The following is a 17,600-nucleotide window of genomic DNA, read 5'->3' on the forward strand; positions in this document are numbered from 1 at the left end:
ACACAGAAAGTGAATTGGAAGATGTCGGCTTCTCTGTACCCAGTCCGGGTGCGCCGTACCTGTGGAACGGCCGCGCTGCTCGTGGTGTGCACGATGGCGTTCGCCCTCGCTCTGCTCCAGCATGGCCATGACATCGCGACCGCGGCTGCGGCCGCGGTCGGAGTGCTCGCGGGATCCGTTCGGGCAGTCGGGGCCTTGCACATGCACGGTCCGGCCTCCTATGTCGTCTCCTGCCAGGCATGAACGACGCGCCAGACGCGGCCACGGCCGCGTTGCGGGCGCTGCACCACGACATGCGAGGGCTTCCAGTCCGCCATCGTTTGTGGCGGATCCGGAGCGAGCTACCGGAGATGCCCCTGGCGGTCCTGGAAACAGCCTGGGATCCGGACGCGACTGAACTGCTCGACTTGACGGTCTATCTCGGAATTGCTCGGGCTTGCGGTGTCGAAGGTCGGCAACTGCAGCGCATCGTGTGGCAGTACCGGACAGTGGAGGCCGCCCGCGATGGGACACCATGCCCCCCGGCTCCGCACCCGGAACGAATGCAGACACGGGAGCTCTATTACCGCCATGCTCCTGCGACGCCGCCGAGAACACGTCTCGACCCCGCCTGGGACGCCAAGCTCGACACGATCAAGACCCGCCATGAATTCATGGGTTATCTTCGCGCCCTGAAGTGCCAAGCATCGTTGTCTTACGAGCAGATCGCCCGGCACACTAAACAACTCGACCCCGCACATCCAACACCCCGCAGCACCTTGCACGATGCGATGAAACGCATCATCGTACCCACCGACGAAGAGACCGTCCGCGTCCTGTTCACAGTGCTGGTTCGGAAAGTCATCGCTCGGCCCCTGGTGCCCCAGCGGGTGGAGCAGATCGTGCAGGCCTGGAGGCGGGTCCTGCGCGACGATCCGCCGCGCCCGATCGGGTCTCCGGCTCCGTCGCCACCCGACATCGATTCCATTGTCCGGGACATCGTCTACGCAGAGCATGAAGCGATCGTGCTCGGGCTCGACACACAATCAGGGCTCGCCGAGGCTCTGCGGATCATCCGTGCTCGTATTCGCCTCACCTAGCCCGTCGGGCGTGTTCTCCGACGGCAGTCCGAGCGAGCGTGCAGCTCACCGGCGGGCGCGTCACGAGATTAGATGGCCGTGCTTGCCGCCCGGCTTAGAGGATGGGGTTACTGAGAAATAGCGCTGACGAACGGCATGAACTGGCCGTTAGCTCAAATGTGCACCGTCCAGATTCGACGAGATCATGCCGAATGCCTGGCCGCCGCCACAATCGATCGGCTCGTGTATCACGTTCATACTGTTGTCACACAAGGCGACAGCTTCCGGCCGGCTCAGGACATCTCCGGACAGGGGAGGGTACCGCTGCACTGACCATGAGATTCACCAGGCGGCGGGGGACTTGCCTCGCCGTCGTCGGGGAAATCCAACTAGCCGCCACGGACGAGCCAGTGCGCTCGCGCTGAGCGTGCAACTGTACCGACGGCATCGACGATTCAGCACTCCTAGCGCCCGGCGAGCCCTAAGGTCGACTCGCCCTGTTGAACTCACTGCGCGGCAGACTGCCTCTGTCCGCCCTGGGAATAGGGCAGACAGAGGCAGCCGCAACGGATTTTAGGCGTGCGCCTTGGTCAGTCCGACGTTGTTGTCCCAACCGCCCAAGTAGGCGCCTTCGGCTCCGAAGTCGATGTTGAAATCATGTGCCGAGTTCAGTGCGCGGTTGGTGACGTGCGCGTATCTGCAGTTGTTGTCGCCGAGAATCGACGACATGTTCGCCTTCCAGTACGAGTCGGGTTCGACGCGGTAGCCGGCTGAGTCGCACGGTCCCGCGTTTCCGTAGATCGTCGTCATGCTGCCCGCGGCATTGCGGTTGTAGTTTCCGTTCGAGTACCAGTACATCAGGGGAGTGGCCTCGGCGATCGCCGAGATGGCGTGCTCGTCAGCCTGGGATGCGAGTCCGGCCGTGGCCGCGGCCGGTGATACCTCGGAGCACGACTTCGCCAGGACGGGTGACACGTCGCCGTTCTCGGCCGGCCCGACCACCCAGGCGCAGTAGCGTCCTGCTGAGTCAGCGCTCACGGTGGCCGCCGAGGCGGAGGTGCCGCACAGTGACGCGAGTGCAAGCGTCGCCACGCCAACGGTGAACATCTTCGATACGCGATTCATTTCAACCCTCTCGACATACCTCAATTGGATGCAACCCTCGAAATCGAACGCATAGCGCATCCGTGACATGTATTTCGCGTCCGCCGCACACACGGTGAAGATGGCGCAAACGGCAGAAGTCAGGGGCTATCGGCGTTTCAAGACAGGAGAAGACCGCCGTAATTGCGGCAGTTCAGACAGGCTCAATTTCGTTGCTGACAGACGAGCGCGAGCATGAGCAGCGGTACGGTCAGAAAATAGGCATGCCCTGCATTGGAAGCCCTCCCCAGTAGAACCGCTTCACACTAATAATTGCGATCAATTAACCTTGCCACTAGATCAACATGGCCGAACACCACCGAACGAGTGTGATCAGGGTCACTGGAAACTACTTATCATATTCTTATGAATGACAGGTGTGGTAGCTGATTTGCTACGAGTTCCACTGCCTTGACCTTGTTGGACGAAGGTTTCTCGGCGGTGCTGGGACCCCAGGTGTTGGATCGGGGCGAGAGGTGGGGTCCGTGCGGCCCGTGCCGGGCGTGGCGGCGTCGACGCGGTGTGCTTCCGGTGCGGTAGGAGCTAATGCTCCAGTCTGATCAGGATTTCCTCGAGGATGTCCGGTGCTGACACGACTATGAAGCCGAGGCCTCCCAACGGGATTGCGTAGGCTGCAACCTGGATGGCTTGTCGTGCCGACCGAATCCCTCGAAAGCCCACATAGCCAATCGCGACCACCGTCGCGAGCAGCAGGACGCCGACGCCTGAGCGGCCGGACTGCCGGACGACGTCGGCGGCCAACAGTCCGACTGCCGCGGCGGTTGCCACTGTGCCGCGGATATCGGTTCGGCCGATCGCATTCAACAGGAAGCCGGCGAGCAGGCCGCCGGCGATCGCCAGCGCGCACCACAGCGCTGTCGTAGACACGTCGATCTGGTACGGCATGCCCGCATACTTGATGTCATAGACCAGTGCCTTGCCCCAGTAGAAGGCAAGAACTGCCGCGATCAGCGCTCCAACCGCCCGGATCGTCGCGCGTCGACGAGGTGCGCCGGCGGTCACTGCGACGACCAGCACGATCCAGATGGTGAAGCTGTGCGCCAGGGGCCTCAGCACGTCGCTGTAGTAGGCGTAAGCGCCTATGGAGCCAGAAACTACGCCGGCCAGGAGCGCGCCGAGATCGGAGGCGCGAAACGAATCCGACCGGGGTGTCCGTGTCGCGTCGTCCTCGGTCTCAACCGGCACATCTACCCCCAGCTAGTGCATGTAGCGACGACTTGCAGTCTCCTGCAAGGAGCAACGAGTCGGACACCATCCGTAGTCGCTTGTCGGAAGCATACCGTCATGATCAAGATCTGGACGTGACGCGGGCGGTCTCACGACGTTGCGTCGGAGCGGGCAACATGCCAATGGGGGAGTACTCGTGTGCAGTGTTTCGCCGCTTCCTCCGGCGAAGCTGGCGAGACCGCTCCGCACGCCTGCTTTTCGCTCGTCGGCCGCCAGGTTGACCCACGGATGTCGGAGGCGGTCCCGGTCCGCCGGTGGGCCGCGCTCGCCGCCCTGCCGGAGCGGGGCTTTCCTGCTGTCGGTCGTGGTGCCGACTTGCGCGTTACCGGCTGAGCTCGGGGAATGACGAGACACTGGTGTGAGGTTCGACTACGCTGGCCGCTCGGCCGGTTACGCTCGTGTGTCGATCACGAGATAGCGCGGTCTGGCCGGTAGGGCGGCCAGCAGGGGAGATGTCGGGCGACGGGGAGGGCGAGCCGGCGTGTCATTGAATGTGGTCAGGTTGCGGCAGCAGGCTGGTGAGCTTGATGCTGAGCTGGAGCGGGCCCGGTTTATCGGGCGATCTGCTGACGGTGTCGCGTCGGCGGTGGTGACTGGCCAGGGCAAGCTGGTGGATCTGACGATCGCGGATCAGGTGATCCGGAGTTCGCATCCACAGCGGCTGGGGCCCGCGGTGGTGGAGGCGGTGTCGGCGGCCCGGCGTGCGGCCGCTCAGGTCGGTGTCGCCAAGGTGCGCGCAGTGGTGGACAAGGACCAGGAGTGGATGCCCGAACCCGCCCCTGGGCCCGCGGCCACCCAGGGGAACGACGTCGCGCCATCACCTGCTCCCCGAACCGCGACGGCGGCTGAGCCGCGTGGAGCGCGTCCCGATAGCGGGGAAGTCGAGGAGGAGAGTTTCGATCAGCTCGATTTCCTGGACGACGATCTCGAGGACGAGGGGCGGGATCGCTGGTGAGTTACCAGGACGAGCTGTATCACCTGGCTCGGGAGATCGACGCGACGGTGGCCGCGGTCGAGCGGGCCGCGGCGGGTGCGGCGCGGGATCGTGTCACGTGGACGTTGCCGGGGGAGTTGGGGTCGGTGACGGTGACCGGTGCGGGTGAGCTGGTCGATGTGTCGGTGGACGTGGCCGCGATGAAGGCCTACAGCGCGGCGAGCCTGTCGCGGCAGCTGTTGCTGGGGATCCAGCGGGCCGAGGAGACCGCGGCCCAGCGGTATGAGGCGGCGATCGCCGCCGTTCGGGATGAGGAGCGGCTGGTATGAGCTTTCCGGATCCGTTCGACCCCGGTCCCGGCCAGGGCTACCACGTTTATCCGGAGAAGCTGCGGGCCGCGGCCGACGCGATCGCGGAGGCAGCAGGCCTGCTGCAGAACTTCGCGGTGGAGGACTTGGCGGATGTCGCGCTCGGTCCGTATGACCTTGGGTTGCCGGGGACGGCGACGAACATGATGCCCGGTCTCAACGGTCTGGGGACGGTGGACCGGTACAACGCGGCCATCGACGCGATTCAGCGGATCACAGCCCAGAATTCGACCCAGCTTGCTGTGCTGAGCGCGGCCTTGGGCAAGGCCGCGAACCATTACGAGCAGCTCGATCAGGAAGCGTATGAGCGGATGAAGAAGCTGGAGGGTGAGATCAAGTGACCACCCCGAACCCGGGCCAGGCTGCCGCGGAACTCGCCACCATGACCTACCCCGAGTCCGCGGACGCGAAGATCCGGGAGTACGCGGACCTGATCGGCGCCCACGGGATCATCGGACTGCTCGACAAGCTCCGCGTGTTCGTCGCCGGCGACCTGGAGAAGGCGCTGAGGCTGGCCGAGGTGTTCGCCCGGGAGAGCAAGTTGAAGGACGCGGCCGAGATCGTCAATGACACCAAGCTGTCGCTGACTGCCGCATGGCGCGGTGACGCGTTCGACCAGTACTCCCTGTATTCCGGGATGGCTGTCGACAGCCTGAACAAGGGACAGATCTCGATCGCAACCCTGACCAAAACGATGAGCACGGTCGCGACAACAGTGATCGACACGTACAAGAACCTGCTGCTCGCGCTCGGGAACTGTGCGGCGAACCTGGCGCAGCTGAGCGGGAAGTTCGCGATCGTGATGGGATCTCTGCTGGTCCCGCCGCTGGCTGCGCTGTCAGCCAAAGACTTCGTGGACGCGATCAACTCAGCGTTCGAGAAGTTCTGGCGTGACTGCAACACGCTCCTGGGCAGCATGATCACCAACATCGGAGCGCTGGTGGGGAGCGGCCTCGAGCTGACGGTCATCGAAACCACCTTCCCCAAGATCCCGGATATCGGCACGAGCGTCGAGGTAGTCGGAGAACCCCGCCGCTGGCGGATCAAACCGGGAGCCGATCCTTCGTGATACGACGTCTCGCTCGAGAGCTCGCCCTGCTGATTGCCGGCGGACTGGTGGTGCTGGCCGGCTGCCGAACGGTCCCGCCGTCTCCGCCGCCGGGGCCGTCGGTGTCGGTCCCGCCGATCCCCGCACAGCTGAACGGCAACAAGTTCATCGCCGATCCGTGTTCGGCGATCACCGTGGAGCAGCTGCGGAGCATCGGATTCGGTGAGGGCAGGCATGAACAGACCCGGCAGGGCCAATGTCTGATCGTCCTCGGCCGGTCGGTCGACGTCACCACGTCATGGTTCCCGCCGCTGCGGGAGAGCATCGCCACGTTGTACAGCGGCCGCGCCCAAGGCCACGATGCCGGCAACCACTGGGAAGAGCTGACGATCAACGGCTACCCCGCGGTGATCGTGGATGTCGAGGAGAACATCTCGACGAAACGGGACGAGGGACCCCTGGCGTGCCGACTGGTTCTCGGCGTCGATGACACCACGCTGGTGCACATCAAGACCAACACCCGGGGAAAGCCGGAAGCGGGACCCTGGCAGAACGATCCTTGTGGTGCGGTCAAGAAGATCGCGGAATTCGTCATCGACAACCTCCGCGGCTAGGCGCGGTGGCCGGCGGCGGTGACCAGCGTCCGCCAGCGGCCGCGGCTGAGTGCGAGGTCGGGTCGTTCGGCGTGTGACCAGGCGAGCCCGACGAAGCCGCTCAGCGTGTGGTCGGTGATGAGGCGGTGCCGGTGCAGGGCGTTGAGCAGGACGGGCATGTCGTCGCCGGGCACCCGGTACAGGGCGACCGCGAGCTGGTCCGTGGGTGGTCAACGCGACGCCACGTTTGATCAGGTGGGTGGCCAAGGCGACGACCTCAACAATGACCGGGATGCCGAGGTCGTCCGACGGTTCTGCGGAGTCGTGAAGCTGAAGCTCGTCGTCAGGCATCAGCGCTCTCCCAGGCAGGTGGGCTAGAACAAGAGGGGACGGGCCGCCCATCGTCGTGGCGAACCAGACGTTGGGGGCGGGCACCGAATCGTTGCGTCCAGTCCGAGCGTGGCGCGTGTGCCAGGTGTTCGCCGCGGGCTGCGGCTAGAGGTTGGTCAGGAAGATCGCGTAGTTCATGACCGCGTCGCCCATCAGTTCGCCGCGGCCGATGACGCCGTCGGTGTCGCCCTGCTGGTGCGCCTTGTGGAAGGAGGTCTGGCAGTTGTGCAGCTGTGTCCGCAGTTGCGTGGAGGTCGTGTCGCCTGGGGGTGCGATGACCAGGGTGGCGAGGTGATGTACCGCGTCGATCGCGGCCGTCACACCGGCGGCGATCCGGGCGGTGTCTCCGAGTTTGATCGCCTGACGCAGGAGGTGGACGGCCTGCTCTGTCGCGAAGCGTTCTGCCCGGACCGCCAGCAGATGTTTCAGTTCGCCTGCGGGATCGTTAGGTTGGTCAGCGGCCACCATGCGGGCCAGGGTACTGCCCGACGGTCGCCGGTCTTCGCACGGCGGCGACCCGTCCGGATGGGCGGTGTTCGTGTGGGGCGCGTGCACTGGCGTGTGCCGGGGCCGACGTCGTTTTGGTTGGGCAGGTGACACGTTAGCCTCGTGGTGAACGAACGGAGCTTCCTTATGTCCCCTCACCTTCGTGATCCGCGCCCGCAGAGCACGTCGCTCGACGTCGATGTGCAGCGGACGACCGTGCGCGTGCGGTTGCTTCGCGCGGGTGAGGGAGCCGCCGCGGTGGCGATCGCGGCCGGGGCGGCGGTCCCTGGGCTCGTGGAAGGCGGGGCGCTGCAGGCGGCTCTCGATCTGTCCGGAGGCCGGATCGAGTTCCCTGGCCTGCCCGGCTGTGCGGGCTGGTGTTTCGGGGCGCATGCCGGCGATCGCCTGGTGGGCGTGGTGTACGTGTGCACGCCGGTGGATTTCGTCTTGTCGCATCACGGTGAGCAGAGGGCCTGGCTTGCCCGGTCTGTCGCCGAGATCGAGATCCTGGCCGTCGAGGAGGGCTTCCGTGGCAGCGGAGCGGGAACCGCGTTGCTCGATCATGCCGAGCGGTATCTCGGTGATCAGGGTGTGCGGGTGTTCGTCGCGAAAGTCGACGCTGGGGATATGCCGGTGATGCGGTGGTACCGCCACCGGGGCTATCGACTCGCCGACATCGGTGAAAGCTGCATACTCGACACCCCATCCGGTGCGACGAGTATCAACGCCGGACAAGCACACGAACGCCAGTGGCGACTCGCGATCAAAGCGCCCGGACACGCCGTCGTCCGAGGCCTGCGCGGACTTCACCTCACTCCGGACACGCTGCCCTAGTCCGTCGCCGCAACAGCCTGTGGCAGTGCCACGGCATCCGTCCGGGCTCGTTGGGGACCGGCGTTTCTCGGCGGGCTGCTCCCGATCGCCGTGACCACGAACCCAGCACGCCAGGTCTACCGTCTACGAGCGAGATCGTGCCCCCGCTCCGCGCGATGGGGTGGTGCGACACGGGTAGGTCGAGTTTCGGCGCTACGACGATCGTGGTCTGTCGTCGTGTGGGGCGGTCAGGGGAGCGGGGTGAACGTTCCGTCGCCGAAGAGGCCGGCGGAGGCGAGAGTGTCCCGCAGTTGTTCGGCTTGGTGGGTGGTGAGCGGGCCGAGGTCCTCGCCGCTGCTGTCGACGATGTACGCCCGGATCACCGCGGTTGTGTCCACGACCTGTTGTCCGGTGACGTCGTGTGAGAGCAGGCCAGCGTTAGCTAGGAGGTCGGCGAGTTCGGCGGCTTGCTCGATCATGGGCGGGCCGGCGTCGAACCCGGCACTGTCGATGAGAAAGCCGTGGATCGCCCTTGCTGCCCGAAGCCTGCGTACAGGTGTGGCTGTGTCAGGCTCGACGGGGGACACGGATCCTTCGCGGGGCGGGCGATCCTGTGCGGGAGTGGCGGCATCGGCCACGGTGTCGTGACGGCTGTTCTTGCCGTACACGCGGACGAGTTTGTCGATGACCCGGCGGGTATCCGCAGGTGGGTCAAGAATCGCGCTGACACCGTGCGCGGCCGCCGCGGCCCCGGACTCCCACAACGGGACCGGCGAGTCGTAGTCGCGGGTGCGTTCGGCGGTCTCGAGACTGATAACGCCACTACGTACGGCTACGCGAAGGCTGAGCAGGTTGTCACTATCGTGGCATCCGGCCCAGCCGGCGCAGATCCGGGCGAGCCCGCCCTCCGTCTCGCCGGAACGGCGACGCTTGGTGGGATGGTTGTCCTCATCGGTGAGGTGGCACTGGAACACGGCAGCGGGTTGGTCCCCGGTGTCCTGGTCGTAGCGGGCGAGTTTCTCGTACTCGGTGATGTCCCAAACACCGGAGGGCACATCACGCCGATACGGGCACGTCCGGCACGGCGCCTCGGCAGGCGCGCCGAGCTTACCCTTACGTGTGACAACGACAGGAACGTCATCAGCTGCGGAGGACATCCGCGCAAGCACCTCCCTCGGTATCCCGGCCGACTCTCGCCGATCGTGTGCGATTGTGAGATCAGCGTACTGCTGCGCCGTAGCAGTGCTTGTGCTGACCGACAGAGTGAGACACCCGGCAGAGCCGGGCAACCGCGTTACGCAGCCAGTCCGCGTCGGTCCAGATCTTCCGCAGCCGCTGCGACAGGTCGAGCCCGTGACGGCGCAGCTCCGCCGATCGGGGTGAGATTCCCGCATCCCGGTCACGCACCGCCGCGTCGATTGCGAGTTCCACACTCCGCCGTGTCGCAGTGGCTCGCTCCACCGCGACGCGCCGCTCACGAACGTCGGCGATCTCGGCCCGTAGCCGCTGCAACTGCCCAGCAAGGTCGCCGTCGGGCACCTCGTCAGTCTGTCCTGCCGCCTCTGCACTGGTCATCGACCCACCGTAACCGTCACGGGCCCCGCGAAGCGGCATTGCGCAGCGCAGGCCCACCACCCGCTCAACGCCCCCCGCCCGTGCACAAGGCCTGGCAGTGGGCTCAGACTCGATTGAGCGGTTTACCCTTCCGCCAGGCTGTCGCCATCAGGTGCACGAGCTGCGTCGGGGGCCACCGTGGCAGGCCCGCCGATTGTCCGGCCTCCACGTGAGGCCTCGCCGAGGGCCCCGCTGGTGCATCAGGCCGTCGTCCCCGGGGCGGCTGCTCCTCGTCGAAGTTCGGCGACCAGGGCAGATCGAACTGCTCCTCGAGGAGCATCGTTCGCCCGTGATTGGTGGCGTGGGCGGCGGAGAATCGACTGGAGTTCTCGGGCCGGGCGAGTCCGATGAGGCCATGGAGTGCGGAGTAGTCGAGACGCAGCTCGGGGATGTCGGCTTTGGTGAAGATGATCGGCGCAGCCGCGATCGCTCTATCCAGGTCCAGCCTTTCGGCGAACGTGGTCCTCTGAAAATGGACACCTGGGTAGCGGTAGTCGATGTCGGTGGCGAAGCGTGCGGCCTGGAAAAGTACGGAAGATTTGAAGGTGGCCTCGTCGAAACCGGCGATGCTCCGGAAGGCCGCTTCGCTGAAATGTGCGGTGCCGCCGAACGAGGTGCCGCCGAAGCTGGCAGCGTCGTCGAAGGTCGCCGAGTAAAAGCTGACGTCCGCGGTGAAGGTCGCCCGGTGAAAGAAGGCGCCGCTCGTGAAGGCGGTGAAGTTGAAGTAGGTCGAGCCGAGAAACGTCGCACCAGCAAATCTCACGGCGCCGACCGAGCATTCCCCCAGGGTGAAGTTGATGAGGGTTGCGCCATCGAGGTTGAGTGACAGGGGTCCCCAGTTCCGCTTTCCGGGGGCACGTGGTCCCGTTCTGGTGGAGAGATGCGCATGCAGGATGTTCTGCACGGCCAGGCGCACTTGGCGTTCGTGGTCGGCGGTGGCTGCGGCCTGGTGTGGCACGGTCTCGCACTGGGAGGGCTCGCTCTGCTGATGGTCGAACGGCATCCGCAGGTACGCGCATAGCAGGTCCGCGACGGTCTGCCGCAGTTCCGGATGGGCGTCGCCCAGGCGTTCCAGGGCGAGCACCGCCGAGGCGTTCGCCGCGCTGCCGCACCCCTTGCTGCAAGCACTGCGAGCCACGCTGCCGATGCCGCAGCCGGGGGAGGAGCATTCTCCGCGCGGCCTATCGCTTCTCTGGCTCGCCCGGCACTACGACGATTCCCCGAACACGGCGGAGGCCTATTACCGGGGCCTGCTCAGCTGGCTGGACTACTGCCAGCTCACCTCGGTGAATCCGCTGCGGGCGCGCACTCCGGACGTTGACAGCTGGACGCTGGGACTCAAGCTCGATGGCGCCTCGGCGTCGGTGATCAACCAGCGGATGGCCGCCATCCGAGGCTGGTACACCTACCTGCGCCGCGGTCGCGTTGAGATCACCGATCCGGTCACTGACGCCCAGCGCCCAGCCCAGACCAAGACCGACGAGTCGGACACGCCGTTCCTGACCATCGCCGAGATCGGCACGCTGCTCCGGCAGGCGATGCGGGAAGTCGAGGCCGCCGGCGACAACCTCGCGAAACGGGAACTCGCGCTCCGGCTGGCCGCACTGGTCTGGCTGCTCGCGGCCACCGGCATCCGCAGCGGCGCTGTGTTCGCCGCCGCCGCGGGCGGCCTCCACCACAACGGCGGCCACCGGCGCCTGCGCTATCACCTCAAAGGCCACAGCCGGGACGTCTCCGACCCGATCCCGCCCCAGGTCGCCATCGTCCTCGACGCCTACCTCGACTGCCGGGCCGCCCGGCAGACCCTCGCCGCCCTGCCGCCGGAAGAGCCGCTGCTCGCTACCAGCTCCGGGAAGCACTGGACCAAGCAGGGCGCGACGATGGCGCTGGCCGGTCTCGCCCGACGTGCAGGGCTCCCGAACGCCGATGACCTGAACCTGCACGCTTTGCGCCACACCGCGGCCTCCGGTGCCCTCAACGAGCTGGGCATCACCCTCGACCGAGTTCGACGGATGCTGCGGCACCGCAGCATCACCACCACCCAGATCTACGTCCACGACGGTCTTCAGCCCGGCCAATCCGCCGCGCACAAACTCGCCGCCGCCTACGGCGCCGAGATCCACATGCCCGGCAGCGGCACCCTCGGCGGCGCCGTGCAGTCCGGTGCCGCCGCGGTGACCCGCGCGGCGATCACCGCGCACAGCCACGTGACCGCACTGCACCGCATCGCCGACACCGGGGACAGCCTCCCCGCCACGGTCGTGGCCGAAATCGCCGCGACCCTGAGCGCGCTGCTGGACCGCTGCGACGGCGCCGACCCTGTCTACGCCCCGCTCGCCGAAACCATTCGCGCGCTCATCGCCGGCGGACTGCCATCCCTCACCGGAGCAGGCCCGGACGCGGAACCATCATGACCCCCCTTGTTGGTACTCCGGCGGCGGCCGGGCTGCCCGCGCTCGCCCGCGCTCTGCGGCACCACGGCCGCGACGGCGACGAGCCGCAGAACGGCTACGACGTCAGGTCCTACCGCGACGTCGCCGGCGTCCTCGACCAGGCCGTCGCCGCCACCGACCTCACCACCACCGGGAGCCCCAGCACCTCGGCGGCGCCCACCGGCAGGTCGCCGAGCAGGTCTGGCCGCTACAGCGATCCGCGCCGGTTCGCCGGAGCCACAACCAAGGCCTAGAGGTACGCTCGCGGCTTCCGGCTTCATGTCGTCGCCCGCCCTGACCAGGTATTTTCCGGTCAACCAAACAGAAATGGGCCCGCCTTGCTCTAACAGGGCAGCGGGGTACAACGCCCGGCGGCTGGACATCTGGGAGAACGGTGTGATCACGATAGGGAGCCTTTTCCGGGGTCTTAGGAATGGCTGTGGCGCGCTCCATGAGTGGATCAAGGGACGCTACCGCCTCGCGCGGGAGAAGGAGGACCGGGCAACGGCGGAAGTGGTCCTGCGTCAACTTGGTACCGGAGGTGGCGTGTGGATCGACCGGGAATCCGACCGGTTCAGGATGATCGTCAGACCCGTCGATGGTCAGCCGGACAGTGTTCAGGCCCAGGTCGACCAGGCTGGGCACCTGCTTCAGTTGGAACAGGGCAATGGGACGCTCGAGCGATGATCCGCAGGCGGCGTCGGCTCGCCGGTCCGATCCGGACGTCGCAGCTCGGCTCGACGCTCCGGCGGCAGCCTTGCTGGAGGACTGGTTCGCCGAGCACGCAGGGGCGGGCTACAACTACCTCCGTGTCCGGGGTGTTGACGCGCTCACGGCCGAGGACCTTGTCCACGAGGCGTTCCTGGCGATCGGGAAGTGCCTGCGCAACAACGGGTCCGTCGCCCATCCACGGACGTACATCATCACGGTGGTGCACAACCGGTGGGTGAGGTGGCTGAACAGCTCGGACCGGAACGACCGGCCGCATCCTGAAGCGGGGATGGAGGAAGTGGATGAAACGAGCAGCGATGCCTTCGACCGGGTTCTCGATCAACACGCCCGGCGAGATGATCTCGACATGCTCCCGGTGGCCCTGGAAGCTCTTCCGCCCCGCCAGCGGGCGGTCGTGCGCATGAAGTACTTCAGGGGCATGTCGGAGGTCCAGATCGCCGAAGCCTTAGAAATCAACAAGAACACCGTCCGCTTCCACCTGTCGCGTGCTCATCAAGCCCTCGAAGCGTTCTTATCTCGGTCAACGCGCAGGAAGGGGGAGAGCTCGCATGAATGACGAGGATCTGGACGCCAGGCTCGCCCGGTTGCCGGAGAGCTACGAAGCCGAATTCGATGTCGGGCGCGGGCTTGAACGCCTGCGAGCCGACGGCTATGGCTTTCGAGAGACCAGCGCAGAGGCAACCGATGCAAACATTGCTGCGACTGCGGTGTCCGGCCGTGCGACGCGCTCTGGATCAAGCGTACAGACGCTGGGCGCGGAAACGGGCACCGATTCAGTGCGAGTGAACACGTCTGTCGCGCTACGCGAGGGCGTCAGCCTTGGGCCCGGCCAGGTAGCTATCAACCTCGCCGAACTGGAGGGCGGCGCCTACGCGGACCCGAGCCTCGCACCGGTCCTGGCCACCGGCACCCGGGTCGCCGGCACCGACAACACCCCGCGCGAGCTTTCCGCGCGCGAGGTCGAGGTGCTGCAGCTCGTCGCCGACGGCCAGAGCTACAAGGAGATCGGTGAGGAACTCAGCCTCTCCGCTCTCACGGTGAAGTCTCACCTCTCCCGCATCGGGCGCAAGCTCGGCACGGGTGACCGGGCTGAGATGGTGGCGCTGGCGATGCGTGCCGGCGTGATCCTCTGACAAAGGCGAACTGCCCTTGCGGGGCGGGCGGACCAGGCGCGGTCCGCTCGTCCCGTGGGGGCTTCACCTATCGCCACCCCGATTCCCGGCCACCGCACGCGCAGCCGGTGTCCTGCGGGCGGCGGTGTCCGGGGTGAGCTCCACCTGACAGACCAGTCTGGACGCGAAGACCGACCGTGTCGTCTCGGCGGTGCAGCAGGAAGAGGAAGCTCAGTTTCATCCCGTAGGCGATCAGGATCCCGAGGGCGATGACGGCCGCGATCAGGACGGGGGTGGGCAGTGGCATACGAATCTCCGTTCGGCCGGGGGACTCGCCTCCGGGGGAGGGGCGAGGTCCGCGGTGGTGTGCTCGTTCAGCCTTCACCCGGTGCCCGGACCGTGGTGAGGTTCGGGGCGGTATGAGGCAAGGTGAGGAGAGTGATGAGGTGATCTGGGGCGATCGGAGGAGGAGTCGATGCCACGGCTAGCGCAACCGGTCCTCGGTGAAGGACCCCTGAAGCGCCTGAACGATGCCCTCCACGAGCTGCACGGCAAGGCGCATCACTTGAGCCTGAGCAGAATCGCGAAGGCGATCAAGAACGAAGAGTCGAATCACCACGAGATCTCGGCCGAGACCGTGCGGCGCGCGTTCAGCGCTCCACGAATTCCGCCCGCGGAGAACCTTCTCATGATCGTCGATGCTCTCGCCCGAAACGTCCGGGACTCGAACGCCGCCTTCGTGGAGGAGGAATGTGACCGGTTCAGCCGCCTCCTGCAAGAGGCGGTCGCGGCCGATGAAGCACCGGTGAGCCCTCCGGCGGCGGAAGGCGCCGGTGTGTCCGTCCTGAAGGCCACACCTCATTCGCGGCTGGCGACCTTGATGATCAACACCCTCGCCCGCGAGTACGGCGCCGAGTCCCTGGAAGCGTGGCTTGATCCCGAAGGCCCCGAAGATGCGATGGTGCTTTCGGAGCTGGTCGTCGACGTGCTGGCCGAGAACGGCGATGTGGACAACCTGCGGGCGAAGACCGACGACGGTGACGCCTACGCGGGGCAACGGCTCGCCGAGTACTTCGCCGAGCAAGGCGATCAGGAAGAGCTTCAAACCCTCGCGTACGCCGACAACTCAGTCGCGCAGCCGTTCGCGCAGTACCAACTGGCTTTCTGGCAGTGGTCTGACCATTCCGGCTGGTATCGGGAAGAACCCAAAGAGCCGCTCGATGTGCGGATCCGGCGCCGGCAAGGCCCAACATCTGAGTGACCCCACGGCCGCCCCGAGGCGAGGCCCTGGACCCCAGTCCTCATGTAGTTCAGTGTGATCGTCCTGGCTTCGCGGTCCGCCTGCGCAAAGCTGCGGTGGTATCCGCAGACGAAACAGGTGCCCGCGGCGATGCCGACGCCCTAGTCGCCGCCGCCGCCCACCGGGACGAGCGCTGACCGGTCGCAGACCGGACAGTCCTGAAGTTGCTCTACATCGTCGCCCGGCACCGGGGGCCAGCGCGCGCCGCTTCGACCCGCCGGGCGATCTCGTCGTCGAGCAGCCGGAGGTAGTCCCGGGTCACGGATCAGGTCTTCCTCGCTGCCATCGCGTTCGTGGGCAAGCTAGCGGACGAGGCAGCGCCAGGTGGCTCGCGCGCCGTCCAAGCTGGCGGGGCTTTCGGCGAGCTGCCTCCCGGGCGTTCATCCCCATCCGCGATCACCCTCGTTCGCGAGTACGGGCGTTTCTTCGCGTCAGTAGTACGCCATAGCCGGGTTAGGCCTGGGCCGCGCCGATCCGGTGCAGATAGCGGTAGGTATCGCTCCTCGGGTTGCGCAGGTAGTTCTGGATCGGTTCGCTTGCCTTGTTGACGGCAATGCCGGCACCGACCGAGCCCAACACCGTGAGCACAGGAGATGTGCCGGACGCCACCATGGCCGTAGCGGTGCTCCCGGTCGCGATGACGACGGAGACCAGTCTCTTGGACCATCCGCGCAGCACCGATCGGCCCGCCGAACACATGTCGGCCAGGGCGTCGGAGATCTCGCGCCGAACAGCGCGCTCGACGTGTCTCGGTTCCGAATACGTCTGCGTCAACTGCTCTACGAGACGTTCGACGGCCACGATCAGGCGTCGGCGCTCGTCGTCGTACTTCTGCCGGAACCTGATCAGCGCCGCGGTGTCGATACCGGGGCGCGGGTCGGGGAGGATCCTGCCGACGTCGACATTTAGCAGGACGTCGTTGCGGCCCTCGCTACCGATCCATCGGTCTACGTCTACCAACTCAGGGCCGAAGCACGCTACGAACATCGGCGCTGTGCCGCTCTCGTTCTCAAGCTCCGAGAGGATGTTAGCGGTACGCACCATCACCTCGCGGTCGACGCTAGTCAAGGGTCTCGAACCTGAACACATGACCGGGTAAAAGTCCCATCCGCTCACGTAACACCCACCGGTCCAGGCGGCTTGAACGACACCGATACGGACCGTGGCGCTGTCGACGAGGGCTGCGGCCTGATCCCTGGCATCGCGCGCTCGGATGTCCCCCGCCACGAGGCGGTCCTTGCCCATCCAGCAGTCGTAAGTCTGCCCCCATCGCGGCTCGAACTTGCCTCGCAGCACGAGTTCGCGAACTTCATCCTGGACGACCGCGTGGTACGACTTCTCCTGCAGGGCATCGAGAACTCTGGGGTTCCGCCAGAGGCTGCCCGTGGGCAACGGCCGGTACAGGCCTGCCTCGTGCGCGCACCGCACCCGTGTATCGAGATGCGCGAGGGGATCATCGTCCGGCGCGAGCGTCGCAATACCGTCGCGATAGAGGAGCGCATGATGGAGCACTCGCTCGGGAGGGTTGACCGCCGGCTTGTACAGGACCTCAGACATAACACTTCAACGCCGCAGGCCCGAATTCCGTTGTCTCGAATCCGAGCAACTGCTCGCCCCGTGCGCAGACCCTAGTCACCGCGGCCAAACTGTTGACAAGATCAGTCGCCGTTTCCAAAGCCCCTTAGAGGTTTCGAAGTCGCGGAAGGGGCAGCTCGAAGGTCGTGATTCCGAAGCGGCGGATCGCCGCGTTGAGCACGATCAGCGCAACCCGGATCTCCTGCTCGTCCAGCTCTACTCCGCCGCCTGTGCCGAACCTCTCCAACGCGTCGTGGACGAGACGGGCAAGGCCGACCGCCGCATCGACATCGTCGTGGTCGTCGAGCGGACCCCCCCTCGACGCAGGTCCAGCAGTCCTCGTCGACGCGCCGGGATCCCAGAACATCCGGCCAGAGCGGTTCGGTTCGGTCGACGAAGAAGTCATCCGGCCTCAAGGGACTCTCAACTCAGCAGCGAACCATGCGCCCGGCACTCGGCGGCCAGCGCGGTGCAGAGCAGGTCCACGGCCGCGCTGCCGCCTCGGCGAAGCGTCGGAGCCGCTCTACCAGTGCAAGGTGCCCGACGGTGTCGAAGGCATTCAGCATTCAGCAGCAATAGAGAGATCCGTCAACGTCGCTGGTGGCGCGGTGGTCTGCGAGAACCCATGCGAATATTGCCAGTCATGCCTACGGGGCGGGGCAACCGAGCACTACACCCCTAACCAAGGGACACTCAGACGAGTGGCCCGTTCCGGGGTACTCGAATGCCGCCCCGGTTGATCGCGCCGGGTTGG

Annotated in this window: 23 protein-coding genes; 13 read left to right on the forward strand and 10 right to left on the reverse strand. The window is 66.2% G+C overall.

What is annotated here, in order from left to right:
* The first annotated feature begins 21 nt into the window (after positions 1–21).
* Both L324_RS42320 and L324_RS42325 read left to right on the forward strand, forming a co-directional pair.
* Positions 22–243: a hypothetical protein gene (locus tag L324_RS42320; RefSeq protein ID WP_152546835.1), complete on the forward strand. Its 222-nt coding sequence runs from the start codon at positions 22–24 to the stop codon at positions 241–243.
* A complete protein-coding gene (locus L324_RS42325; protein WP_152546836.1) occupies positions 240–1,079 on the forward strand; it encodes a hypothetical protein in 840 nt (279 codons plus the stop codon). Before L324_RS42320 ends, L324_RS42325 begins: the two co-directional genes overlap by 4 nt.
* A 552-nt stretch (positions 1,080–1,631) precedes the next feature.
* On the opposite strand, the gene L324_RS13485 is transcribed toward L324_RS42325, so the two are convergent.
* Together L324_RS13485 and L324_RS13490 are read right to left on the reverse strand one after the other, a co-directional pair.
* The gene (locus L324_RS13485; RefSeq protein ID WP_152546837.1) at positions 1,632–2,243 is read right to left on the reverse strand and encodes a hypothetical protein; all 612 of its coding nucleotides are present in this window, start codon (positions 2,241–2,243) and stop codon (positions 1,632–1,634) included.
* A 501-nt stretch (positions 2,244–2,744) separates the two neighbouring features.
* On the reverse strand, positions 2,745–3,407 hold the full coding sequence (locus L324_RS13490; RefSeq protein ID WP_037306949.1) for a hypothetical protein: 663 nt from the start codon (positions 3,405–3,407) through the stop codon (positions 2,745–2,747).
* A 523-nt stretch (positions 3,408–3,930) separates the two neighbouring features.
* On the opposite strand from L324_RS13490, the gene L324_RS13495 reads away from it, so the two are divergent.
* The 5 genes from L324_RS13495 to L324_RS13515 are packed head-to-tail and all read left to right on the forward strand — an operon-like array spanning position 3,931 to position 6,413.
* Complete coding sequence (locus tag L324_RS13495) at positions 3,931–4,404, forward strand: YbaB/EbfC family nucleoid-associated protein (RefSeq protein ID WP_235783521.1); 474 nt, start codon at positions 3,931–3,933, stop codon at positions 4,402–4,404.
* A complete protein-coding gene (locus L324_RS13500; RefSeq protein WP_037306953.1) occupies positions 4,401–4,712 on the forward strand; it encodes a YbaB/EbfC family nucleoid-associated protein in 312 nt (103 codons plus the stop codon). Before L324_RS13495 ends, L324_RS13500 begins: the two co-directional genes overlap by 4 nt.
* Complete coding sequence (locus L324_RS13505) at positions 4,709–5,092, forward strand: hypothetical protein (RefSeq protein WP_037306955.1); 384 nt, start codon at positions 4,709–4,711, stop codon at positions 5,090–5,092. Before L324_RS13500 ends, L324_RS13505 begins: the two co-directional genes overlap by 4 nt.
* The gene (locus L324_RS13510; RefSeq protein ID WP_037306957.1) at positions 5,089–5,820 is read left to right on the forward strand and encodes a hypothetical protein; all 732 of its coding nucleotides are present in this window, start codon (positions 5,089–5,091) and stop codon (positions 5,818–5,820) included. Before L324_RS13505 ends, L324_RS13510 begins: the two co-directional genes overlap by 4 nt.
* On the forward strand, positions 5,817–6,413 hold the full coding sequence (locus L324_RS13515; protein ID WP_051173889.1) for a DUF3558 domain-containing protein: 597 nt from the start codon (positions 5,817–5,819) through the stop codon (positions 6,411–6,413). The genes L324_RS13510 and L324_RS13515 overlap by 4 nt, the downstream gene beginning before the upstream one ends.
* Here the strand turns inward: L324_RS13515 and L324_RS42790 are convergent.
* A complete protein-coding gene (locus L324_RS42790) occupies positions 6,410–6,586 on the reverse strand; it encodes a hypothetical protein (protein WP_161780854.1) in 177 nt (58 codons plus the stop codon). The genes L324_RS13515 and L324_RS42790 overlap by 4 nt on opposite strands.
* Positions 6,587–6,887: 301 nt before the next feature.
* Positions 6,888–7,250 carry a hypothetical protein gene (locus L324_RS13525; protein WP_037306961.1) on the reverse strand — a complete coding sequence of 121 codons (363 nt, stop codon included), beginning with the start codon at positions 7,248–7,250 and terminating at the stop codon, positions 6,888–6,890.
* Between the two features lie 165 nt (positions 7,251–7,415).
* Here L324_RS13525 and L324_RS13530 point away from each other — a divergent pair, with 165 nt between their 5' ends.
* Positions 7,416–8,102: a GNAT family N-acetyltransferase gene (locus L324_RS13530; RefSeq protein ID WP_037306963.1), complete on the forward strand. Its 687-nt coding sequence runs from the start codon at positions 7,416–7,418 to the stop codon at positions 8,100–8,102.
* A gap of 227 nt (positions 8,103–8,329) precedes the next feature.
* On the opposite strand, the gene L324_RS43250 is transcribed toward L324_RS13530, so the two are convergent.
* From L324_RS43250 to L324_RS40940, 3 genes are all read right to left on the reverse strand, one after another.
* Entirely contained in the window at positions 8,330–9,238 is a 909-nt protein-coding gene (locus tag L324_RS43250; protein ID WP_175583834.1) for a DUF6283 family protein, read from the reverse strand.
* Positions 9,239–9,299: 61 nt separating this feature from the next.
* Positions 9,300–9,656 (reverse strand): hypothetical protein, encoded by a 357-nt coding sequence (locus tag L324_RS13540; protein WP_152546838.1) that lies wholly within the window; start codon positions 9,654–9,656, stop codon positions 9,300–9,302.
* A 103-nt stretch (positions 9,657–9,759) separates the two neighbouring features.
* Positions 9,760–10,833 (reverse strand): pentapeptide repeat-containing protein, encoded by a 1,074-nt coding sequence (locus L324_RS40940; protein WP_152546839.1) that lies wholly within the window; start codon positions 10,831–10,833, stop codon positions 9,760–9,762.
* A 7-nt stretch (positions 10,834–10,840) separates the two neighbouring features.
* Between L324_RS40940 and L324_RS13550 the strand changes: the two genes are divergently transcribed.
* From L324_RS13550 to L324_RS44280, 4 genes are all read left to right on the forward strand, one after another.
* On the forward strand, positions 10,841–12,109 hold the full coding sequence (locus tag L324_RS13550) for a tyrosine-type recombinase/integrase (protein WP_037306970.1): 1,269 nt from the start codon (positions 10,841–10,843) through the stop codon (positions 12,107–12,109).
* The gene (locus L324_RS13555; RefSeq protein WP_037306972.1) at positions 12,106–12,381 is read left to right on the forward strand and encodes a hypothetical protein; all 276 of its coding nucleotides are present in this window, start codon (positions 12,106–12,108) and stop codon (positions 12,379–12,381) included. Before L324_RS13550 ends, L324_RS13555 begins: the two co-directional genes overlap by 4 nt.
* Positions 12,382–12,794: 413 nt before the next feature.
* On the forward strand, positions 12,795–13,415 hold the full coding sequence (locus L324_RS13565; RefSeq protein WP_037306975.1) for an RNA polymerase sigma factor: 621 nt from the start codon (positions 12,795–12,797) through the stop codon (positions 13,413–13,415).
* Positions 13,408–13,992 carry a helix-turn-helix transcriptional regulator gene (locus L324_RS44280; protein ID WP_438938453.1) on the forward strand — a complete coding sequence of 195 codons (585 nt, stop codon included), beginning with the start codon at positions 13,408–13,410 and terminating at the stop codon, positions 13,990–13,992. The genes L324_RS13565 and L324_RS44280 overlap by 8 nt, the downstream gene beginning before the upstream one ends.
* A 67-nt stretch (positions 13,993–14,059) precedes the next feature.
* Here the strand turns inward: L324_RS44280 and L324_RS13575 are convergent, their stop codons facing one another.
* A complete protein-coding gene (locus L324_RS13575) occupies positions 14,060–14,278 on the reverse strand; it encodes a hypothetical protein (RefSeq protein WP_037306976.1) in 219 nt (72 codons plus the stop codon).
* 168 nt (positions 14,279–14,446) lie between these two features.
* Between L324_RS13575 and L324_RS13580 the strand changes: the two genes are divergently transcribed.
* Entirely contained in the window at positions 14,447–15,232 is a 786-nt protein-coding gene (locus L324_RS13580) for a hypothetical protein (RefSeq protein ID WP_152546840.1), read from the forward strand.
* A 492-nt stretch (positions 15,233–15,724) separates the two neighbouring features.
* On the opposite strand, the gene L324_RS13585 is transcribed toward L324_RS13580, so the two are convergent.
* Positions 15,725–16,828 (reverse strand): hypothetical protein, encoded by a 1,104-nt coding sequence (locus L324_RS13585; RefSeq protein ID WP_037306981.1) that lies wholly within the window; start codon positions 16,826–16,828, stop codon positions 15,725–15,727.
* Between the two features lie 124 nt (positions 16,829–16,952).
* Positions 16,953–17,213, reverse strand: coding sequence for a hypothetical protein (locus L324_RS13590; protein WP_037306983.1), 261 nt, complete (start codon positions 17,211–17,213; stop codon positions 16,953–16,955).
* Positions 17,214–17,600: the final 387 nt, after the last annotated feature.

This window comes from Amycolatopsis orientalis DSM 40040 = KCTC 9412, from assembly GCF_000478275.1.
Taxonomy (GTDB): Bacteria; Actinomycetota; Actinomycetes; order Mycobacteriales; family Pseudonocardiaceae; genus Amycolatopsis; species Amycolatopsis orientalis.

Excerpts from the sequence above, each read along its gene's own strand:
- L324_RS42320 (WP_152546835.1), top strand. The coding sequence starts at position 22 with ATGTCGGCTTCTCTGTACCCAGTCCGGGTGCGCCGTACCTGTGGAACG.
- L324_RS42325 (WP_152546836.1), top strand. The coding sequence starts at position 240 with ATGAACGACGCGCCAGACGCGGCCACGGCCGCGTTGCGGGCGCTGCAC.
- L324_RS13485 (WP_152546837.1), bottom strand. The coding sequence starts at position 2,243 with ATGCGCTATGCGTTCGATTTCGAGGGTTGCATCCAATTGAGGTATGTC.
- L324_RS13505 (WP_037306955.1), top strand. The coding sequence starts at position 4,709 with ATGAGCTTTCCGGATCCGTTCGACCCCGGTCCCGGCCAGGGCTACCAC.
- L324_RS13525 (WP_037306961.1), bottom strand. The coding sequence starts at position 7,250 with ATGGTGGCCGCTGACCAACCTAACGATCCCGCAGGCGAACTGAAACAT.
- L324_RS13530 (WP_037306963.1), top strand. The coding sequence starts at position 7,416 with ATGTCCCCTCACCTTCGTGATCCGCGCCCGCAGAGCACGTCGCTCGAC.
- L324_RS43250 (WP_175583834.1), bottom strand. The coding sequence starts at position 9,238 with ATGTCCTCCGCAGCTGATGACGTTCCTGTCGTTGTCACACGTAAGGGT.
- L324_RS13540 (WP_152546838.1), bottom strand. The coding sequence starts at position 9,656 with ATGACCAGTGCAGAGGCGGCAGGACAGACTGACGAGGTGCCCGACGGC.
- L324_RS13550 (WP_037306970.1), top strand. The coding sequence starts at position 10,841 with ATGCCGCAGCCGGGGGAGGAGCATTCTCCGCGCGGCCTATCGCTTCTC.
- L324_RS13555 (WP_037306972.1), top strand. The coding sequence starts at position 12,106 with ATGACCCCCCTTGTTGGTACTCCGGCGGCGGCCGGGCTGCCCGCGCTC.
- L324_RS13565 (WP_037306975.1), top strand. The coding sequence starts at position 12,795 with ATGGGACGCTCGAGCGATGATCCGCAGGCGGCGTCGGCTCGCCGGTCC.
- L324_RS44280 (WP_438938453.1), top strand. The coding sequence starts at position 13,408 with ATGAATGACGAGGATCTGGACGCCAGGCTCGCCCGGTTGCCGGAGAGC.
- L324_RS13575 (WP_037306976.1), bottom strand. The coding sequence starts at position 14,278 with ATGCCACTGCCCACCCCCGTCCTGATCGCGGCCGTCATCGCCCTCGGG.
- L324_RS13580 (WP_152546840.1), top strand. The coding sequence starts at position 14,447 with ATGCCACGGCTAGCGCAACCGGTCCTCGGTGAAGGACCCCTGAAGCGC.
- L324_RS13585 (WP_037306981.1), bottom strand. The coding sequence starts at position 16,828 with ATGTCTGAGGTCCTGTACAAGCCGGCGGTCAACCCTCCCGAGCGAGTG.
- L324_RS13590 (WP_037306983.1), bottom strand. The coding sequence starts at position 17,213 with ATGTTCTGGGATCCCGGCGCGTCGACGAGGACTGCTGGACCTGCGTCG.